Below are 19,321 nucleotides of genomic sequence, written 5' to 3'. Positions count from 1 at the left end.
CCAACCCGCAGTCCGGCTACGGCTCCCCGCAGCCCGGTGCCCCCAACCCCCCGGCCCAGCCCGGCGGTTACGGCTTCCCCCAGCCCGGACAGCAGCCGACCCCCGGCGGACCCAACCCGCAGTCCGGCTACGGCTCCCCGCAGCCCGGTGCCCCCAACCCCCCGGCCCAGCCCGGCGGTTACGGCTTCCCCCAGCCCGGACAGCAGCCCCAGCCCCCGCAGAACCCCGACTCCGCTCAAGGCGCCCCGCAGCCGGCCGTGGACCCCCGTGCCGGTGCCGCCTGGCCGCAGCCCGTGCAGCACGACCAGCGGCAGATGACCAACCCGGGTGCGGCGCCGCTGGGTTACACCGCGGCCGTGGAGCTGTCCTCGGACCGGCTGCTCAACTCCAAGAAGCAGAAGGCGAAGAGCGGCCGGCCCACGGCCGCCTCGTCCCGCTTCAAGCTGGGCGGCAAGAAGGAGGAGGCCGAGCGGCAGCGCAAGCTGGAGCTGATCCGCACGCCGGTGCTGTCCTGCTACCGGATCGCGGTCATCAGCCTCAAGGGCGGTGTCGGCAAGACGACCACCACCACCGCCCTCGGCTCGACCCTCGCCATCGAGCGGCAGGACAAGATCCTCGCCATCGACGCGAACCCGGACGCCGGCACGCTCGGCCGACGGGTGCGCCGGGAGACCGGTGCGACCATCCGCGACCTGGTCCAGGCGATCCCGTACCTCAACTCGTACATGGACATCCGCCGGTTCACCTCGCAGGCGCCCTCCGGTCTGGAGATCATCGCCAACGACGTGGACCCGGCCGTCTCGACCACGTTCAACGACGAGGACTACCGGCGCGCGATCGACGTGCTCGGCCGGCAGTACCCGGTCATCCTCACCGACTCGGGTACGGGTCTGCTGTACAGCGCGATGCGCGGGGTGCTCGACCTCGCCGACCAGCTCATCATCATCTCGACGCCGTCCGTGGACGGTGCGAGCAGCGCCAGTACGACCCTGGACTGGCTGTCCGCGCACGGCTACGCCGACCTGGTCTCCCGCTCCATCACCGTGATCTCCGGGGTCCGCGAGACCGGCAAGATGATCAAGGTCGAGGACATCGTGGGGCACTTCGAGACGCGCTGCCGCGGTGTGGTCGTGGTGCCGTTCGACGAGCATCTGGCCGCCGGTGCCGAGGTCGACCTCGACATGATGCGGCCCAAGGTGCGGGAGGCCTACTTCAACCTCGCCGCCATGGTCGCCGAGGACTTCGTACGCCACCAGCAGTCGCACGGGCTGTGGACCAGCGACGGCAACCCGCCGCCGGTGGCCGCCCCGCCGATGCCTGGCCCGCCGGTGCCTGGCCAGGCGATGCCGGGTCAGCCGATGCCCGGTCAGCCGATGCCCGGTCAGCCCATGCCCGGTCAGCCCATGCCCGGTCAGCCCATGCCCGGTCAGCCCATGCCTGGCCAGCAGTACCCCGGCCAGCCGTACCCGCCCCAGCAGCCCGCGCAGCCGTACCCGCCCCAGCAGCCGGGCCAGCCCTACCCGCAGGCCGCCCCGGGCCAGCCGTACCCGCCTCAGCAGGGCCAGCCGCAGCAGGGGCAGCAGCCCCAGCACGAGCTGTACGGCTACCCGCAGGCGCCGCAGGGCGGGCAGCCTCCGCAGGCCCCGCCGCCGCAGCAGTAGGACGGCACGACGAAAGGGCGGCCGGTGCTCACCGCACCGGCCGCCCTTTCGTGTCGTAGAGGAGTCGTAGCAGAAGAGTCGTACGAGAAGTCGTAGGAGAAGGGTCGTCAGAGAAAAGTCGTAGGTGAACGCGAACCTACGAAGAACCCAGGCCTACGAAGTACGCAGGCAGGCCTACGCCTCCTCGGCGACGATCTCCCGGCACCGCTTCACGTCCTCGGCCATCTGCTCCAGCAGGGCCTCCAGCGACTCGAACTTCGCCTGGCCACGCACGTACGCCAGGAAGTCGACGGCGACGTGCAGGCCGTACAGGTCGAGGCCGACGCGGTCGATGGCGTACGCCTCCACCGTGCGCTCGGTGCCGTCGAACTGCGGGTTCGTGCCGACGGAGATCGCGGCGGGCATGACCTCGCCCTGCGCGTGCAGATAGCCGGCGTACACGCCGTCCGCGGGGATCGCGGTGTGCGGCAGTGTCTCGACGTTGGCGGTGGGGAAGCCCAGCTCGCGGCCGCGCTGGGCGCCGCGGACGACCACGCCCTCCACCCGGTGCGGGCGGCCCAGGATCTCGCGGGCGCCGGCCATGTCGCCCTCGGCGACCAGGCGCCGGGTCAGGGTCGAGGAGAACGCCTCGCCGCCGCCCGCCTCGCCGCTGACGTAGAGGTCCACGACCTCGACCTCGAAGTCGTAGACCTTGCCCTGCTCGGTGAGGAACTCCACGTTGCCGGCCGCCCTGTGACCGAAGCGGAAGTTCGGGCCCTCGACGACCGCCTTGGCGTGCAGCTTGTCGACCAGCACCTTGACGACGAAGTCGGCCGGCGACAGCTTCGAGAACTCGGTGGTGAAGGGGAGGATGAGGCAGGCGTCGACGCCCAGGTCCGCCATCAGCTCGGCGCGGCGGTGGTGCGCGGCGAGCAGGGGCGGGTGGCTGCCGGGGCGGACGACCTCGCTGGGGTGCGGGTCGAAGGTGACGACGACGGCCGGGACGCCCAGCTCGCGGGCGCGGTCGACGGCATGCTTGATGATCAGCTGGTGGCCGCGGTGAACGCCGTCGTAGGAACCGATGGTGACGACGCTGCGCCCCCAGTCCTGGGGAATGTCCTCCAAGCCACGCCAGCGCTGCACTGTGACCGCTCCTCGAACCCGTGTCCGTGTCTACCGTTGACCTCTTGTGCAGGTCTAAGGGTGCCATGCCGGGTGCTCGGGACCCGCATCGGCATCGGGGCTGTGACCGGGCGCACGTTCGCGGCGGGCGCTCAGGCCGGTACCCGCACACCCGCCAGGTTCTCGATCATGCGGCGGGCGCTGGGGCCCACCACCGCGACCCAGTCCTGAGGGGCCTCGCCCAGCCAGCGGGCCATCCGTGCGGCGAAGCCGGGCACGTGCCGGGACAGGACGACCAGGCCCCAGTCGAATCGGGTCGCGCCCTCGGGGGTGCGGACGAGGAGGAGGCCGGTGCGGTGGACCAGGGCGCGCAGCTCCACGTCCCGGCCCTCGCCGTGCGGGACCGCCGCCTGCAGGACGGCGTCCAGGACGTCCGGCTCGTGCTCGTGGGCGAGCAGGAAGTCCAGCAGCTCGCGGCGCAGGGGGCGGGAGGCGGGGGCGCCGGGGGCGGCGAGCACGGTGGCGAGGGCCGCCCGGACCCCTTCGGGGCCGCCGTCGAGGAGCCCGGTGACCAGGGGCAGCAGGACGGGGCGGACGGCGGGACCGTGGTCGAGGCGGCGGTCGACGTACGCGGCCACGTGTCCGGCGGTCTCCGGTCGCAGCCCCACCGCCTCCCGGACGAGGGCGGCGACCCGGCCCGCCAGGGCCGGCGTGGTGACGTCGGCGAGCGTGCGGAGCGTCTCCCCCGCGTCCGGGCCGCCGCGCAGCCGGGCGCGGAAGGCCTCCAGGACGGGCTCGGTGTGGCTGGCCAGGGCCGGGACCAGGGCGCCGGGCGGGAACTGCGGGTCGCCGTCGGCGAAGTGGCGCAGGGCCTCGGTGAGATGGCGGTCGCGAGTGTCCGGGTCGCGCACCAGGACGGCGAGGGCGCCGCCGTGCAGGGTGCGGTCGGCGGGGCGGGCGAGCAGGGCGAGGGCGGCGTAGCGGAGCAGTTCGCGGTCGGCCGCCGAGCGGACGTGGGGGGCCGCGCGCAGCCCGTACGCCACCGCGGCCACCCTGCGGGCGGGGCGTTCGTCGTGGGCCCAGCGGTCGACGGCCCGGCAGACCGCCGAGGGCTCGTCCTCGGCGAGGCCGGTGAGCAGCTCGTCGGCCCTGTGGTGCCCGCTGTCCACGAGCACCTCGGTGAGGTCGTCCAGGGCCCCGTGCCGGTGCGTGTGCAGCAGGGCCTGCGCGGCGGTCGCCACGGTGGCGTGCGGGGTCGCGGGCAGCGGCCGCTCGTCGTCGAACCAGCGGGTGAGCTGTGGCTGTACGGCACCGGGCGCGGCGGCGAGCAGCCGGGCCACGGCGTCCAGGTAGCGCTCACCCTCGGCGGCGCACCCCGGGTCCGACGCTTCCCCGTCCGCAAGAACCAGCTCCCGCAGCAGTGCGAAGCGCTCCGCCTCCGGGAGGGGCAGGGCGGTCCAGAAGGCGGGGCCGAACTCGGACGGTACGGGCCGCCCGCCCAGGCTCCAGGCGACGATGCGGTCGGCCAGGAGGCGGAGCACCTCCGTGTACGGCGTCGCGTCCGGGACCTGGAGAAGGGTGCGGGCGAGCAGCCGGGCGGCCCACCAGGAAGTGGGGTCCAGGTCCAGGGCGTCCACCAACTCCCGTAGTTGGAAGGAGAGTTGGCGGGGACCCTGCTGGCGGCCGAGGAGCAGCAGGGCCTGGACGACGGGGCCGACGCGGTGGTGCGGGACGGGGAGCGGGTGGGCTCCCTGCCGGGTGCGGGGGCGGTGGACCAGGGCGTGCAGGGCCTCGCCCAGGTCGAGGTGCATGCCCTGGATCCAGTCGGCCAGCTCCTCGTGGGCGAAGCGGTACCCGTTGCCGGCCGGGACCAGCAGGCCTTCGGTGAGGACGGCGGAGGCCCAGCCGGAGCCGCCGCCGAGCCGGGCCGGGGCGGGCCCCCAGGGGAACACCGCCTCGAAGGAGGCCCGGTCCAGCTCGCCCTGGCCGGGGCCGAGGCTGCGCCGGGCGGCCTCGTGCACCTGCCCGGCCACCCGGGCCGCGAGCCGCCGTACGGCCGTGCCGCGCAGCCCGTTCTCGGCGGCGAGGCGGACCGCGATGCGCAGGCACATCAGGTCGAGGTGGGCGGCGAAGACCTCGTGCCGGTCGAGCGGCCCGGCGGGCGGGGCGTCCGGGAGGGCGGCGCGGACCTCGGAGAGGAGGCGCAGGGTGAGCGGGTGCCGGGCGTCGCGGTCGATGAGGGCGCCGTCGGGGACGCCGTAGCGGGCCCGGGCCCGGCGGGCCTCGTCCGGGGTGAGGTCCGCGAGCCGCACGCACGCCGGCCCGGGGAGCAGGTCCGCCGGGAACTCGGCCCCGACTCGCTCCCAGTACTCCTCCCGGCAGGCCACCACCAGCCGCGCCCCGGTCTTCCGCAGCCACGCGGCCGTCCCCTCGGTCCAATCGGGCAGCCGGTGGGCGAGGGCGGGGGGCATCTCCTCCGGGCCGTCGAGCAGGAGCAGCAGCGGGCGGCCTGCCTGCCCGGCGAGGCGGGCCAGGCGCTCGGGGGTGAGGTCCCCGAGGTCGGCGGGGTGCACGGAGCGCGCGGCGGCGACGATCCGGGCGGCGCGCCGCAGGGAGCGGCGGGCCGCGTCGGCCACGGAGTCGTCGGCGTCCCTCAGGTCGGCGCCGCGCAGCCACAGCGTGGGCGCGGGCCGCTCGGTCCGGCCCCGGCGTGCGGCGAGGGCCGCGAGTTCCGTCGTACGACCGCTGCCCGGGGCGCCGACCAGGCCGAGCACAGCGGCGCTCTCGCCGTCGGCGAAGTCGGACAACTCCCGTACCGCGTCGGCGCGTTCGACCGGTTGCACGCGGCCGGGCCCGGTGGTGCCGACGTACCCGGCGAGGGCACCCGAGGGGCCGTCCTGGCCGACCGAGGTGGCGGTCAGTTCCAGGACGCCGGCCAGGTTGAGGTCGGCGCCGTAGGCGGGCACGGTGGCCGCGTTGCGGGCGAGCAGTTCGGCCAGCGGGCCGTCGGCCGGCCGCAGCGGCACAGCGAAACCGGCATCACGCTGGGCGGAGTGCAGGGCGGTGCCCAGGACGCCCACGACAGCGCCGGTCCCCGCGTCCAGCACCGGTCCCCCGGAGGTGCCACCGCCGAGCCGGAGCGCGTCCCGGCCGGCCGTGCCGATGGCCAGCTCCAGGGCGTCCTCGAGGAGGTGGAAGCGGTCGGTGGCGGTGTACGTCACCTGGGTGGCGGCGAGCACGCGTGCCTCGCGCCAGCAGCCCGCGGCGACCCGGACGTAGGTGCCGGCCTCGACCCGTTCCCGGACGGTCAGCGGAAGGGGGTTCACACCCAGGCCCTCGGTGCGGATCAGGGCCAGGCCGAGCGCGGGCAGCGGGGTGACGGCGTCGGCGCCGACCACGCGGGTGCGGTCCGTGGCGGGGTGCAGGACCAGCCGGGCGAGTCCGTCGACGGCCTCGTGGCTCGTGAGGAGGGTGCCGTGATGGTCGGCCAGGAAGCCGACCCCGCGGGGGCGACCGGCCAGGTCGCGGATGTGGACGAGGACGTGTGCGACGTCTGTGACCTGTGTGCCGTCCGTGCGAGCCGGGTCGCCGGCACAGTCCGTGCCCTCCCCGCGGCTCTCGTCGTGGTTCCTGTGGCTCTCGTCCCGGGCTCGACCGAAGTCGTCCCGGGCCCGGCCGAAGTCGCCGGTACGGTTCGCATCGCCACCCCGACCCGCCATGGCCGTACCTCCCCGCCCGTACACACGTGCCCTCGTGATCAACGGTAGGGGCGTGGTGATCAGCGGGACAGCACGAGAAGTGAAAGCGCCCCCTTCCGCTCCCCCGCTTCACTCCGAGCGCCTGCCCGGTCGGGTGAATAGGCGGGGGCGGCTGGATACACCCTAGGGGTGGGGGAACCGAGGGGGGACCGTGGAGCGGCGGCAAGGGCAGTACCCCGTGGCCGCCGCTCCACGGACTGGGACCCATGGTGGCGCGTGCCGGACGCCGGTCAGCCGAAGACGGCCAGGCTCTTGGCCTTGCCCTTGTGCTCCTCGACCAGCGCGAGGAAGCGGCCCTCGGGGTCGAAGACGGCGACGGAGCCGACGCCCGCGTACGCCTCGGGCATCTCCAGCCGGACGCCGTTGAGGAGCAGCCGGGCGCGCTTGGCGTCCACGTCCCAGCGTGGGAACGCGGCCTCGGCGGCCTCGGCGATCGGCATCACGGTCAGCTCCTGCTGGAGCTGGTCCAGCGTCTTCGCGGAGTCGAGCTTGTACGGCCCGACGCGGGTGCGGCGCAGCGCGGTGAGGTGGCCGCCGACGCCCAGGTCGGCGCCCAGGTCGCGGGCGAGGGCGCGGATGTAGGTGCCGGAGGAGCAGACCACCGAGACCACCAGGTCGAGCACGGCGGTGCCGTCCTCGGCGACGGCGTCCCGGACGTCGTACACCGCGAAGGAGGAGACGGTCACCGGCCGGGCGGGGATCTCGAAGTCCTCGCCCTCGCGGGCCCGCTTGTACGACCGCACCCCGTCGATCTTGATGGCGCTGACCTTGGACGGCACCTGCATGATGTCGCCGGTCAGCTTGGCGATGCCGGCGTCGATGGCGTCCCGGGTCACCTTGGAAGCGTCGGTGGAGGAGGTGATGTCCCCCTCGGCGTCGTCGGTGAGCGTGTTCTGGCCCAGGCGGATGGTGCCCAGGTATTCCTTCTCGGTGAGGGCGAGGTGCCCGAGGAGCTTGGTGGCGCGCTCCACCCCGAGGACGAGGACGCCGGTCGCCATCGGGTCGAGGGTGCCGGCGTGGCCGACGCGGCGGGTGCGTGCGATGCCGCGCATCTTGGCGACCACGTCGTGCGAAGTGAAGCCCGACGGCTTGTCGACGATGACAAGGCCGTCGGGCGTGGTGTGCTTCTGGGTCATTCCGCGGCGTCGCCGTCCGTCTCGGCGTTCTCGTCCTCGGCCGGCTTGCGGTACGGGTCGGCACCGCCCGCGTACGCCGCGCCCGCGGAGGCCTCGCGGACCTTCGCGTCGGACTGCCGTGCCTTGTCGAGGAGATCCTCGATGGTCCGGGCGGTGTCCGGGAGGGCGTCCGCGACGAAGGTGAGGGTCGGCGTGAACTTCACGCCGGCCGCGCGGCCGACCTCGGAGCGCAGGATGCCCTTGGCGCTCTCCAGGCCGGCGGCCGCGGCCTGCCGCTCCTCGTCGTCCCCGTAGACCGTGTAGAAGACGGTCGCCTCCCGCAGGTCACCCGTGACCCGGGTGTCCGTGATGGTGACGTGCGAGCCGAGCCGCGGGTCCTTGATCCCGCGCTGCAGCTTCTGGGCCACCACCTCCCGGATGAGGTCCGCCAGCCTTTTCGCCCGCGCGTTGTCGGCCACTGGTCCGTCTCCCGTTCTTTCTTCTTCTTGCGTTCTGTGGTCAGTCGTCGTCGCCGTGGAAGCGCCGCCGCACGGACAGCAGCTCCACTTCGGGGCGGCCGGCGACCAGCCGTTCGCACCGGTCCAGTACGTCGGTGAGGTGGGCCGCGTCGCCGGAGACCATGGCCAGGCCGATGATCGCTCGCCGGTGGAGGTCCATGTGGTCCACCTCGGCCGCGCTCACGGCGTACTTCCGCTGGAGTTCGGCGACGATCGGGCGGACGACGGAGCGTTTCTCCTTCAGCGAGTGGACGTCGCCGAGGAGGAGGTCGAAGGACAGAGTCCCCACGTACATGTGTGTAGCCGGTTCACCCGCCGGTACGGGATCGATGGCCCCGGGTCCGTGTGGCCGGGGACATCAAGAACGGTACCGCGTACCTGCCGGTGACTCGACAGGGTTTCGGCACCGTGGGCTGCGGTCCTGCCTGGGGGATGCGCCCCCGGGAACGGCGCGCTGGCCGACAGGACCGGAGTCCCGTCGGCCAGCACGAACCGTAGGCGTTACACCCGCGGCTTCTCCCGCATCTCGTACGTCGCGATGACGTCGTCGACCTTGATGTCGTTGAAGTTTCCGAGGTTGATACCACCCTCGAAGCCTTCACGGATCTCGGTGACGTCGTCCTTGAAGCGACGCAGACCGGAGATGGTGAGGTTCTCCGCGACCACCTTGCCGTCGCGGATGAGGCGCGCCTTGGTGTTGCGCTTGACCTCGCCCGAGCGGACCAGGACACCGGCGATGTTGCCCAGCTTGGACGACTTGAAGACCTCGCGGATCTCCGCCGTACCGAGCTCGACCTCCTCGTACTCCGGCTTCAGCATGCCCTTCAGGGCCGCCTCGATCTCCTCGATCGCCTGGTAGATGACCGAGTAGTACCGGACGTCCACGCCCTCGCGCTCGGCCATCTGCGCCGCGCGGCCGGCCGCACGGACGTTGAAGCCGATCACGATGGCGTCGGAGCCCATCGCCAGGTCGATGTCGGACTCCGTGACCGCACCGACGCCGCGGTGCAGGACGCGGATGTCGACCTCTTCGCCGACGTCCAGCTGGAGCAGGGAGGACTCCAGCGCCTCGACCGAACCAGAAGCGTCGCCCTTGATGATCAGGTTCAGCTGCTGGACCTCGCCGGCCTTCAGCACCTTGTCCAGGTCCTCCAGGGACACGCGGCGCGTGCGCTTCGCGAAGGCCGCGTTGCGCTCGCGAGCGGCGCGCTTCTCCGCGATCTGGCGGGCCGTACGGTCCTCCTCGACCACGAGGAAGTTGTCGCCGGCACCCGGGACGTTGGTCAGACCCAGGACCTGGACCGGCGTCGACGGGCCCGCCTCGGCGACGTTGTTGCCGTTGTCGTCGAGCATGGCGCGGACTCGGCCGTAGGCGTCGCCCACGACCATCGTGTCGCCGACCCGCAGCGTTCCTCGCTGGACGAGGACCGTCGCCACGGCACCACGGCCGCGGTCGAGACGGGACTCGATCGAGATGCCCTGCGCGTCCTGGTTCGGGTTGGCCCGCAGGTCGAGCGAGGCGTCCGCGGTGAGGATGACGGCCTCGAGGAGGCTGTCGATGTGCAGACCCTGCTTGGCGGAGATGTCGACGAACATCGTGTCGCCGCCGTACTCCTCGGCCACCAGGCCGTACTCGGTCAGCTGACCGCGCACCTTGGTCGGGTCGGCACCCTCGACGTCGATCTTGTTGACCGCGACGACGATCGGGACGTCGGCAGCCTTGGCGTGGTTGAGCGCCTCGACCGTCTGCGGCATGACGCCGTCGTTGGCCGCGACGACCAGGATCGCGATGTCGGTCGACTTCGCACCACGGGCACGCATGGCGGTGAACGCCTCGTGACCCGGGGTGTCGATGAAGGTGATCTTGCGCTCTTCGTCGTTGACCTCGGTCGCGACCTGGTAGGCACCGATGTGCTGGGTGATGCCGCCGGCCTCGCCCGCGATGACGTTCGTCTTGCGGATGGCGTCGAGCAGTCGGGTCTTACCGTGGTCGACGTGACCCATGACGGTGACGACCGGCGGACGGACCACCAGGTCCTCCTCGTCGCCCTCGTCCTCGCCGAACTCGATGTCGAAGGACTCGAGCAGCTCGCGGTCCTCCTCCTCCGGGCTGACGATCTGAACCGCGTAGTTCATCTCGCCGGCGAGGAGCTGCAGCGTCTCGTCGGAGACGGACTGCGTGGCCGTGACCATCTCGCCGAGGTTCATCATGACCGCGACGAGCGACGCCGGGTTGGCGTTGATCTTCTCCGCGAAGTCGGTGAGGGAGGCACCGCGCGACAGGCGAATGGTCTCGCCGTTGCCGCGAGGCAGCATCACGCCGCCGACCGACGGGGCCTGCATGGCCTCGTACTCCTGGCGCCTCTGCCGCTTCGACTTGCGGCCACGACGCGCGGGACCACCGGGACGACCGAAGGCGCCCTGCGTGCCACCGCGGCCACCGGGACCGCCGGGACGGCCGCCGAAGCCGGGACGGCCACCGCCGCCACCGCCCGCGGGACCACCGGGACGACCGGCGAAACCGCCGCCACCGCCACCGGGACCGCCGGGACGACCGGCGAAGCCGCCGCCACCGCCACCCGGACGACCGGCGAAGCCGCCGCCCGGACGACCGCCGCCACCGCCACCGGGACGACCGCCGCCGCCGGGACCACGGCCGCCGGGGCCACCGCCACCGGGACGCGGGCCGGCAGCAGGACGCTGCGGCATCATGCCGGGGTTCGGACGCGGACCGGCCGGGCCGGGACGCGGACCACCCTGCGGACGGGGCATACCGGCGGGCGACGGACGGGAACCGCCCGGAGCCTGCGGACGCGGGCCGCCGCCCTGGGCACCGGGACCCTGCGGACGGGGACCGGCGCCGGGAGCACCGGGACCACCCGGACGCGGGCCGCCCTGCGGGCGCGGGGCCTGCGGACGGGCCATGCCGGTGGAGCCACCGGAGGTGAAGGGGTTGTTACCCGGGCGCGGACCGGCCGGACGGGCTCCGGGACGCGGGGCCTGGCCACCGGGGCGCGGGGCCTGGCCACCGGGGCGCGGGCCACCCTGACCCGGACGGGCCTGGCCCTGGCCGCCGGCGGCCGGACGGCCACCGGGCTTCGGGGCACCCGGACGGGCGCCGGGACGCGGACCCTGGGCGGCCGGAGCCTGCGGGGCCTGCGCGGCCGGAGCGGCCGGCGGAGCGGTGAACTCCGGGGCGGCCGGGGCCGGGCGCGGCGCGGGCTTCGGGCCCGGAACCGGACGCGGTCCGGGCGCGGGCGACAACGGAGCCGACGGGGTCGCGGCCGCCGCCGGAGCAGCGGGCTGCGGGGCCGTCGGAGGCTGGGGGGCCGCCGGCTTCGGGGCAGCCGGACGGGCCGCCTGCGCCGGAGAGGGCGCGGCGGGCTTGGGGGCAGCCTTGCGCGGGGCGGGCTTGCCGGCGGACTTGCCGGAGCCACCCTGGAAGGCGTCGGTCAGCTTACGTACAACCGGCGCTTCGATGGTCGAAGACGCCGAACGGACGAATTCACCGAGTTCCTGGAGCTTGGCCATGACGACCTTGCTCTCGACACCGAACTCCTTGGCGAGTTCGTAGACCCGGACCTTAGCCACTTCGCTCCTTTGAGGTCCGGGTTGAAGCCGGACCGTCGTTAGTTCATGGGCGTACTCATCGCGTACTCATCGAGTGCTCATCGCAATCTCGACCTGCTTTCGACTCGCGAGGTACCGGGCCGTACGGGGGTTTCCGCACGGCTCGCTTTCCTACTGTGTTGCCTGCTCAGCAACTGTCTGTCTGCTCGACGTACTGACGCAACGCCTTTACGTCGAGCGGCCCGGGGACGCGTAGCGCCCGAGGGAACGCCCGGCGGCGCACCGCCTGGTCGAGACAGACCGGGTCGGGGTGTACGTACGCACCCCGGCCGGGCAGCGTACCGCGAGGATCGGGAACACACTGTTCCTGTTCCGCCACGGTCCGCAGCAGATCGTCCTTGGCCGCTCGCTGCCTGCACCCCACACAGGTGCGCTCAGGGCATGCGCGGGCACGCGTCCGGCCAGACACCGCTAAGTCTACCTCCCCGCACCGACCTCACCCCCCCGGGGGAAAAGTCGAACAGTTGCTTGCTACAGGCTGACGTGATCTCAGCGACGCACGGCCGAGATCTATTCCCCGGCACGCTCCCCGGCCTGCTCCGTGTCCGGACGGATGTCGATCCGCCAGCCGGTGAGCCGGGCCGCGAGCCGGGCGTTCTGTCCTTCCTTGCCGATCGCCAGCGACAGCTGGTAGTCCGGCACGGTCACCCGGGCGGAGCGGGAGGCCATGTCGACGACCTCCACCTTGCTCACCCGAGCGGGTGACAGCGCGTTCGCCACCATCTCGGCCGGGTCGTCCGACCAGTCGACGATGTCGATCTTCTCGCCGTTCAGCTCTCCCATCACGTTGCGCACCCGGCCACCCATGGGGCCGATGCAGGCACCCTTGGCGTTCAGGCCCGAACGGGTGGACCGTACGGCGATCTTGGTGCGGTGACCGGCCTCACGGGCGATGGCCGCGATCTCGACCGACCCGTCGGCGATCTCCGGCACCTCGAGGGCGAAGAGCTTCTTCACCAGATTGGGGTGCGTACGGGAGAGGGTCACGGACGGGCCGCGCACGCCCTTGGCCACCCGGACGACGTACGAGCGCAGCCGCATGCCGTGCGGGTACGACTCGCCGGGCACCTGCTCCTGCACCGGCAGGATGGCCTCCAGCTTGCCGATGTCCACGAGCACGTTCTTCGGGTCGCGGCCCTGCTGGACCACTCCGGTGACGATGTCGCCCTCGCGCCCCGCGTACTCGCCGAGCGTGGCGTCGTCCTCGGCGTCACGCAGCCGCTGCAGGATCACCTGCTTGGCGGTGGTGGCGGCGATCCGCCCGAAGCCCGAGGGGGTGTCGTCGAACTCGCGCGGCTCCTGCCCCTCCTCCAGGTCCTCGGGATCCTCCTTCGCCCACACGGTCACATGCCCGGTCTCCCGGTTGAGCTCCACGCGCGCGTGCCGGCGGCTTCCCTCGGTGCGGTGGTAGGCGATGAGGAGGGCCGACTCGATCGCCTCGACCAGCAGGTCGAAGGAGATCTCCTTCTCCCGAACCAAGCCCCGCAGGGCGCTCATGTCGATGTCCACGGCTACGCCTCCTCCTCTTCCTTCATGTCCTTCTTGTCCTTGCGGTTGAACTCGACCTGAACGCGCGCCTTGGCGATCTCCGGGAAGCCGAGCCGACGGGTGGTCGCCTTGCGGCCCTTCACCCCGGGCACCTCGACGTCGAGACCGTCCTCGTCGGCCTTCAGGATCCGGGCGACCAGCTCGCCGTCCTCGGTCAGCTGGAACTTCACGAGCCGGTCGGTGGCGCGCACGAAGTGCCGGTACTCGGTGAGCGGGCGCTCCGCGCCGGGGGTTCCGACCTCCAGGTCGTACGCGGCGTCGCCCATCGCGTTGGTCTCGTCGAGCTTCGCCGAGAGCGCGCGGCTCACATCGGCGATGGCGTCCAGATCCGCTCCGTCGTCGGAGTCGACGACCACGCGCAGCACCCGCTTGCGTCCGACGGAGTCCACGGCGATCTCCTCGAGATCCAGCCCCTGGGAGGTGACGAGCGGTTCCAGAAGCTCTCGCAGCCTCTCGCTCTGGGTGGTGCTCATCCGGGTGACTCCTCGGCCGCGTGTGCTGTTGTGGGATGGGTCGCGTGTCTGGTCAAAGGGTATCCGGTCGAGGGGAGTGTTGCCGTCCACCTGTGTACGCGCGGTGCCGGTGAGTGGTGTGCGCGGGGTGCGCGGGTACCGTGATCACGGGCGTGCCGCCCTTTGGCTGTCTTCCTTTCGAAGTTGTTCCTTTCGTACGAGTTCCCCGAGGACGTCTGCAGTGCCGTACCCCCCGCCGCCGCGCACCCCCTCGGGGCCGCGCAGAAGATCTCTGTTCGCCTCGGCCGCCGGGGCCGTCCTGCTCGTGGGCTGTTCGGCCGATCCGGACTCCGGGGGCAGTGGCGACACCCCCTCGGTGACCGCACGGGCACGCGCGCGTGCGGCCAAGGACAGCGTGGGGCTGCTGGAGCGCTACGACGCCGTGCTCGCCGCCCATCCGACGCTGGCCGAGCGGCTGCGCCCGCTGCGCGCGGAAGTGGCGGCGCACGCGGAGGCGTTCGGCGGCACAGCGGCCACCAAGTCCCCCTCCCCCGCAACCGCCAAGTCCCCCTCCCCGGCGGCTTCCACGGCGACGCCACAGGCCGTTCCGGCCACCGAGAAGGCCGCCCTCGCCGATCTGGCCGCCGCCGAACGCGGCCTCGCCGACCGGCGGACCAAGGCCCTGCTGGACGTGCCGGGCGAACTGGCCCGGCTGATGGCCTCGGTGGCGGCGGCCGGGGCCGCCCACGCTTACCTGCTGACCGAGGGGGCCGGATGAGCGACGAGACCCGGAAGACCGAACTGACCGCCCTGCAGGCGGCACTGGCCGCGGAGCACGCGGCGGTGTACGGGTACGGCGTCGTCGGCGGGCGGATCGACAAGCGGCGGCGGGCCGACGCGCGGGCGGCGTACGACGCGCACCGGGCCCGCCGGGACGCGCTGGTGCGCGAGGTGCGCGACCTGGGCGGCGCGCCGGTCGCCGCGAGCGCCGCGTACTCGCTGCCGTTCCAAGTGCCGGACGCGGCCGCCGCGGTGCGGCTGGCCGCCGAGTTGGAGGAGCGGGTGGCCGGGGTGTATTCGGACCTGGTGCGGGCGGCGACCGGCGCGCGGCGGGCCTCGGCGGCCGCGGCGCTGCGCGAGGCAGCGGTGCGGGCGGTGCGCTGGAGCGGGGAGAGCGTAGCCTTCCCTGGGCTCGCCGAGCGGGCCGGTGACGACGCAGGTGCGGCCGGACCCCGTACCTCGGTGTCCCCGACGACGTGATCGTGTAGCCGCCCGTACGGCAGGCCCAGGAGGAAGGGAACAACTCGCGCATGGCTTTCGAACCGCCCCAGCGGCTGGTGCGGGCGCTCGGTGAGACGGCACCGGCCGGGGACGACTGGCTGGCGCGGCTGCCCGGAACGGCCGAGCGGGCGGTCGCCCGGCGCGAGTTGACCGTGGAGCGGGTCCAGGTGCCCGGCGGGCGCAGCAGCCTGGTGGTGCTGGTCCGGCGGGCGGACGACAGCCAGGCGGTACTGAAGCTGGCCCCGCCCCGGGCCCGTCCCGAGAGCGAGCGGGCGGCGCTGGCGCACTGGGCCGGCCTGGGCGCCGTACAGCTCCTGGAGACGGACGCCGAGGACGCCGCCGAGGGGGTGCTGCTGCTGGAGCGGCTGCACCCGGACGTGTCGGTGCGGTCGCTGCCGGAGGCGAAGGCGCTGCTGGAGGCGGCGGGGACGCTGCGGCGGCTGTGGGTGGAGCCGCCGGGCGACCACGCGTTCGAGACGGTGGCCGAGCGGACGGGGCGGCAGGCGGAGGCGATGCGGGCGACGGCGTCCGCGTTCGCCGAAGTGGCGGAGTTGGTCGACGCCGCTGTGGGTGCGCGCGAGGAGTTGTTGACGTCTGCGCCTGAGCATCGGCTGCTGCACGGCACGTTTCGGCAGAGCAAGGTGCTTGCCGGGGAGCGGATGCCGTGGCTTGCGGTGGGGCCGGATCCGGTCGTCGGTGAGTGTGCGTTCGATCTGGCTCGGCTGGTGCGGGATCGGGTGGAGGATCTGATCGCGGCGCCTTCGGGGGCGGCGACCACTCGGCGGCGGATCAAGCGCCTTGCCGAGTCGTTGGACGTGGATCTGGAGCGGCTGCGGGGGTGGACGTTGTTCCGGGCTGTGGAGTCGGGGGTTCGGGCGTTGCGGGTGGGGCGGCCGAAGGATGCGGAACTGTTGTTGGAGTTCGCGGGGTGGCTCTAGGCCAGGCCTAGGGGGCGGTTCGGGTCGTTGTGTCGCCCAGGGGGTCTCCTGCGGTACGGGGAGCAGGGACGTCGGTCGGTCGCGGTGCACAAGCCCTGTGCGTGGGCTTCTGGTTCGGCCGTGAAGGTGGTCAGGGCGCTGCGGACCAGGCGGACCGTTCCGTCGGGGTGGTGGCAGGCGCCGCGGCCCTGTACCAGGCCCGCCCAGCGGGTGATGTCGTCGCGGGTGGTGCCCTGGGGCCCGGGGTGGCCAGGGTGCGCAGGGCGGCGGCGATGCGGGGCGGGCCGTTGAGGCAGAGACCGGTCGGCGGCCCACGCCTCGGCCGTGGCGCCCGGGTCGAGGCGGACGCCCTCCGGGACGGTGACGGTGCCGGTCGCGCGGGCCAGGCACACCCGTCGCCGGCCCGGGACCCGGCACATGCGCAGCGCCACCGGGCGGTCGTCCTCGCGGACCAGGGTGAAGTCGCGGTCGTAGCCGATCGCGTCCAGTGCCGAGCCGCCCGTGGGGTCCACGGCGCCGTCCGTGGCCTCGGCGGCGCGCAGGGCCACGGCGAGCAGCGGGCTGACCCGGGTCGGGCGGCCGGCGGCGGTGTCGAGGGCGGTCAGCTCGGAGTCGAGCAGGGCCGGGTCGGTGACGACGACCAGGCGGACCATCGTGCCGGGGGCACGCCAGTCGGCGGCGGCGGTTGTCACGACGCCCCCGAGGGGAGTCGGCAAAGCCGCCGTGCTGGTGCCGGTGCTCGCCGCCGTGTCGGTGGCCGAGTGCAGGGTGCCGATCAGGGCGAACATACCGGCGGCCGCCGACAGCGTGACCGCGGCCGCGACGGTCCCGGTCCGCCTGGCTCCTCTGCGGACCGCTGCCTGGTGTCCACGGCCGTCCCCCTCCCGCGGTGATCGTGACGCCGTGTCACGTCCCACGGTCGGGGAACGGCCTGAGAGAACCCTGTGAGGCGCCTACAGGCCCCGGGAGAACTCTCTGAGGGTTTCCTCTACGGCTGCACGCCTCACTGCGCCGTCAGGCGGGCGATCGCGTCCTCGACGGACAGCTCCTCGCGCTCACCCGTCTTGCGGTCCTTCAGCTCCAGCACGCCCTCGCCGGAGCGTCGGCCGGCCACCAGGATCTGCGGTACGCCGATCAGCTCGGCGTCGGTGAACTTCACGCCCGGGGAGACCCCGGCCCGGTCGTCCACCAGGACGCGGACGCCCGCGGCGGCCAGCTTCTCGGCGACATCGAGCGCCAGCTCGGTCTGCAGGGCCTTGCCGGCGGCGACGACGTGCACGTCGGCCGGGGCGACCTCCTTGGGCCAGCACAGGCCCTGCTCGTCGGCGGTCTGCTCGGCGAGCGCGGCGACGGCGCGGGAGACACCGATGCCGTAGGAGCCCATGGTGACGCGGACCGGCTTGCCGTTCTGGCCGAGGACGTCGAGCTTGAGGGCGTCGGCGTACTTGCGGCCCAGCTGGAAGATGTGGCCGATCTCGATGGCGCGGTCCAGCTTCAGGCCGGTGCCGCACTTCGGGCAGGGGTCGCCCTCCTGGACCACGACGACGTCCACGTACTCGTCGACCTCGAAGTCACGGCCGGCGACGACGTTCTTGGCGTGCGTGTGCTCCTTGTTGGCGCCGGTGATCCAGGCGGTGCCGGGGGCCACGCGCGGGTCGGCGATGTACGTGACCTTCTCGCCCAGGCCCTGCGGGCCGACGTAGCCGCGGACCAGGTCCGGGCGGCCCGAGAAGTCCGCCTCGGTGACCATCTCGACGACCGCCGGGGCGAAGTGCGCCTCGACCTTGCCCAGGTCGACCTCGCGGTCGCCGGGCACGCCGACGGCGACGATCTCGCCGTCCACCTTGACCAGGAGGTTCTTCAGCGTGGCGGAGGCCGGGACGCCGAGGGAGGCGGCCAGGGTCTCGATGGTCGGGGTGTCCGGGGTGGGGATCTCCTCGAGCGCGGGCACGGCCGAGCCGTCCACCGGCTTGAGCTCGTAGGTGATCGCCTCGGTGTTGGCGGCGAAGTCGCAGTTCGGGCAGTCGGCGAAGGTGTCCTCGCCGGCCTCGGCCGGTGCGAGGAACTCCTCGGACTTGGAGCCGCCCATGGCGCCGGCGGTGGCGGCGCAGATGCGGTAGTCGAGGCCGAGGCGCTCGAAGACGCGCTGGTAGGCCTCGCGGTGCAGGGCGTAGGACCGGGCGAGGCCCTCGTCGTCCAGGTCGAAGGAGTAGGAGTCCTTCATCTGGAACTCGCGGCCGCGCAGGATGCCGGCGCGGGGGCGGGCCTCGTCACGGAACTTGGTCTGGATCTGGTAGAGGATCACCGGCAGGTCCTTGTAGGACGTGCACTGGTCCTTGACCAGGAGAGTGAAGATCTCCTCGTGGGTGGGGCCGAGGAGGTAGTCGCCGCCCTTGCGGTCCTTGAGCCGGAACAGCTCCTGGCCGTACTCGTCCCAGCGGCCGGTCGCCTCGTACGGCTCCCGCGGCAGGAGGGCGGGCAGCAGCACCTCCTGGGCGCCGATGGCGTCCATCTCCTCGCGGACGATCCGCTCCACGTTGGAGAAGACCTTCTTGCCGAGGGGCAGCCAGCTCCAGATACCGGCGGCGGTGCGACGGACGTAGCCGGCACGGACGAGGAGCTTGTGGCTGAGGACCTCGGCGTCCGCCGGGTCGTCGCGCAGCGTCTTCGCCATCAACTGGGACATGCGCTGGACCGGTGCGTTCGCCATGGTTCTCGTACTCCTGCCGGGTAAGGGTGATGGCATAGGAGGTTAGCCGGGCTGGCTGTTCCGGTGGAAATCGGTTAACGCCGACGCAGGGGCAGCGGAGCGCCCATCACGGCGTACGGCCGGGGGGCGCTCGGGAAGTGGACCTGCCGGGCGAGGTCGACGTAGCCGAGGGAGTGGTAGAGGCCGCGGGCCGGGCTGTCGGTGTCGATCGCGGAGAGGATCGAGCGGGGTTCGGCGGCGCCGTCGGTGATGGTGGTGATCAGACGGCGGCCGATGCCGCGGTTCTGGTGGTCGGGGTGGACGTGCAGCTCGGTGATGACGAAGGAGTCGTCCAGCCAGAGGTCGTTGTGCTGGGCGCGGAGGTAGGGCTCCACGACCGTGGACCACCAGTGGGTGCGGGAGTTGGGCATGCCGTAGACGAAACCGACGAGCAGTCCGCCGACGGTCGCGCCGAGGGCCCTGGCACCCGGGTACTGCATGTGGCGCTGGACGATCTGGCGGCGTACGGCGACCTCGTCCGGGCCGAGTCCGAAGGCGACGGCTTGGACGGCGAGGGCCTCGTCGACATGGGCTGAGAGGTCCAGGGGGCCGATCACGAGGTCCATGCGG

General features: G+C 73.0%; 16 protein-coding genes. 4 read left to right on the top strand and 12 right to left on the bottom strand.

What is annotated here, in order from left to right; genetic code table 11:
- Positions 1 to 1,661, top strand: a 1,661-nt coding sequence (locus ACWC5O_RS26280; RefSeq protein ID WP_450781081.1) for a nucleotide-binding protein, incomplete at its 5' end; no start/stop codon positions are given.
- Positions 1,662 to 1,835: 174 nt separating this feature from the next.
- Here the strand turns inward: ACWC5O_RS26280 and ACWC5O_RS26275 are convergent.
- The 9 genes from ACWC5O_RS26275 to rimP form a co-directional block, all read right to left on the bottom strand.
- Positions 1,836 to 2,783, bottom strand: coding sequence for a bifunctional riboflavin kinase/FAD synthetase (locus ACWC5O_RS26275; protein ID WP_450589514.1), 948 nt, complete (start codon positions 2,781 to 2,783; stop codon positions 1,836 to 1,838).
- Positions 2,784 to 2,914: 131 nt separating this feature from the next.
- Positions 2,915 to 6,481: a trypsin-like peptidase domain-containing protein gene (locus ACWC5O_RS26270; RefSeq protein ID WP_450589513.1), complete on the bottom strand. Its 3,567-nt coding sequence runs from the start codon at positions 6,479 to 6,481 to the stop codon at positions 2,915 to 2,917.
- 269 nt (positions 6,482 to 6,750) lie between these two features.
- A complete protein-coding gene (gene truB, locus ACWC5O_RS26265) occupies positions 6,751 to 7,656 on the bottom strand; it encodes a tRNA pseudouridine(55) synthase TruB (RefSeq protein WP_450589512.1) in 906 nt (301 codons plus the stop codon).
- The gene (gene rbfA / locus ACWC5O_RS26260) at positions 7,653 to 8,114 is read right to left on the bottom strand and encodes a 30S ribosome-binding factor RbfA (protein ID WP_403961641.1); all 462 of its coding nucleotides are present in this window, start codon (positions 8,112 to 8,114) and stop codon (positions 7,653 to 7,655) included. The genes truB and rbfA overlap by 4 nt, the downstream gene beginning before the upstream one ends.
- A 40-nt stretch (positions 8,115 to 8,154) precedes the next feature.
- Positions 8,155 to 8,448, bottom strand: a complete 294-nt coding sequence (locus tag ACWC5O_RS26255; protein WP_067008837.1) for a DUF503 domain-containing protein — start codon at positions 8,446 to 8,448, stop codon at positions 8,155 to 8,157.
- 206 nt (positions 8,449 to 8,654) lie between these two features.
- Complete coding sequence (gene infB / locus ACWC5O_RS26250; RefSeq protein ID WP_450589511.1) at positions 8,655 to 11,744, bottom strand: translation initiation factor IF-2; 3,090 nt, start codon at positions 11,742 to 11,744, stop codon at positions 8,655 to 8,657.
- 166 nt (positions 11,745 to 11,910) lie between these two features.
- Positions 11,911 to 12,192, bottom strand: coding sequence for a YlxR family protein (locus ACWC5O_RS26245; RefSeq protein ID WP_450589510.1), 282 nt, complete (start codon positions 12,190 to 12,192; stop codon positions 11,911 to 11,913).
- Between the two features lie 101 nt (positions 12,193 to 12,293).
- The gene (gene nusA / locus ACWC5O_RS26240; RefSeq protein WP_450589509.1) at positions 12,294 to 13,292 is read right to left on the bottom strand and encodes a transcription termination factor NusA; all 999 of its coding nucleotides are present in this window, start codon (positions 13,290 to 13,292) and stop codon (positions 12,294 to 12,296) included.
- 2 nt (positions 13,293 to 13,294) lie between these two features.
- Entirely contained in the window at positions 13,295 to 13,804 is a 510-nt protein-coding gene (gene rimP / locus ACWC5O_RS26235) for a ribosome maturation factor RimP (RefSeq protein ID WP_450589508.1), read from the bottom strand.
- A 220-nt stretch (positions 13,805 to 14,024) separates the two neighbouring features.
- On the opposite strand from rimP, the gene ACWC5O_RS26230 reads away from it, so the two are divergent.
- Genes ACWC5O_RS26230 through ACWC5O_RS26220 form a run of 3 tightly spaced genes read left to right on the top strand, consistent with a single transcriptional unit; the run spans position 14,025 to position 16,002 of the window.
- The gene (locus ACWC5O_RS26230) at positions 14,025 to 14,561 is read left to right on the top strand and encodes a hypothetical protein (protein WP_450589507.1); all 537 of its coding nucleotides are present in this window, start codon (positions 14,025 to 14,027) and stop codon (positions 14,559 to 14,561) included.
- Positions 14,558 to 15,043, top strand: a complete 486-nt coding sequence (locus tag ACWC5O_RS26225; RefSeq protein WP_450589506.1) for a ferritin-like domain-containing protein — start codon at positions 14,558 to 14,560, stop codon at positions 15,041 to 15,043. Before ACWC5O_RS26230 ends, ACWC5O_RS26225 begins: the two co-directional genes overlap by 4 nt.
- 50 nt (positions 15,044 to 15,093) lie before the next feature.
- The gene (locus ACWC5O_RS26220) at positions 15,094 to 16,002 is read left to right on the top strand and encodes an aminoglycoside phosphotransferase family protein (RefSeq protein ID WP_450589505.1); all 909 of its coding nucleotides are present in this window, start codon (positions 15,094 to 15,096) and stop codon (positions 16,000 to 16,002) included.
- On the opposite strand, the gene ACWC5O_RS26215 is transcribed toward ACWC5O_RS26220, so the two are convergent.
- From ACWC5O_RS26215 to ACWC5O_RS26205, 3 genes are all read right to left on the bottom strand, one after another.
- The gene (locus ACWC5O_RS26215) at positions 15,999 to 16,790 is read right to left on the bottom strand and encodes an FAD:protein FMN transferase (protein ID WP_450589504.1); all 792 of its coding nucleotides are present in this window, start codon (positions 16,788 to 16,790) and stop codon (positions 15,999 to 16,001) included. The two genes, ACWC5O_RS26220 and ACWC5O_RS26215, sit on opposite strands and share 4 nt — an antisense overlap.
- Positions 16,791 to 17,005: 215 nt before the next feature.
- Positions 17,006 to 18,712, bottom strand: a complete 1,707-nt coding sequence (locus ACWC5O_RS26210) for a proline--tRNA ligase (protein ID WP_450589503.1) — start codon at positions 18,710 to 18,712, stop codon at positions 17,006 to 17,008.
- Between the two features lie 74 nt (positions 18,713 to 18,786).
- Positions 18,787 to 19,317 carry a GNAT family N-acetyltransferase gene (locus tag ACWC5O_RS26205; RefSeq protein WP_386576402.1) on the bottom strand — a complete coding sequence of 177 codons (531 nt, stop codon included), beginning with the start codon at positions 19,315 to 19,317 and terminating at the stop codon, positions 18,787 to 18,789.
- Positions 19,318 to 19,321 lie beyond the last annotated feature (4 nt).

It is taken from the genome of Streptomyces sp. NPDC001450, from assembly GCF_053597295.1.
This window is presented reverse-complemented; position numbering and strand designations above follow the sequence as displayed.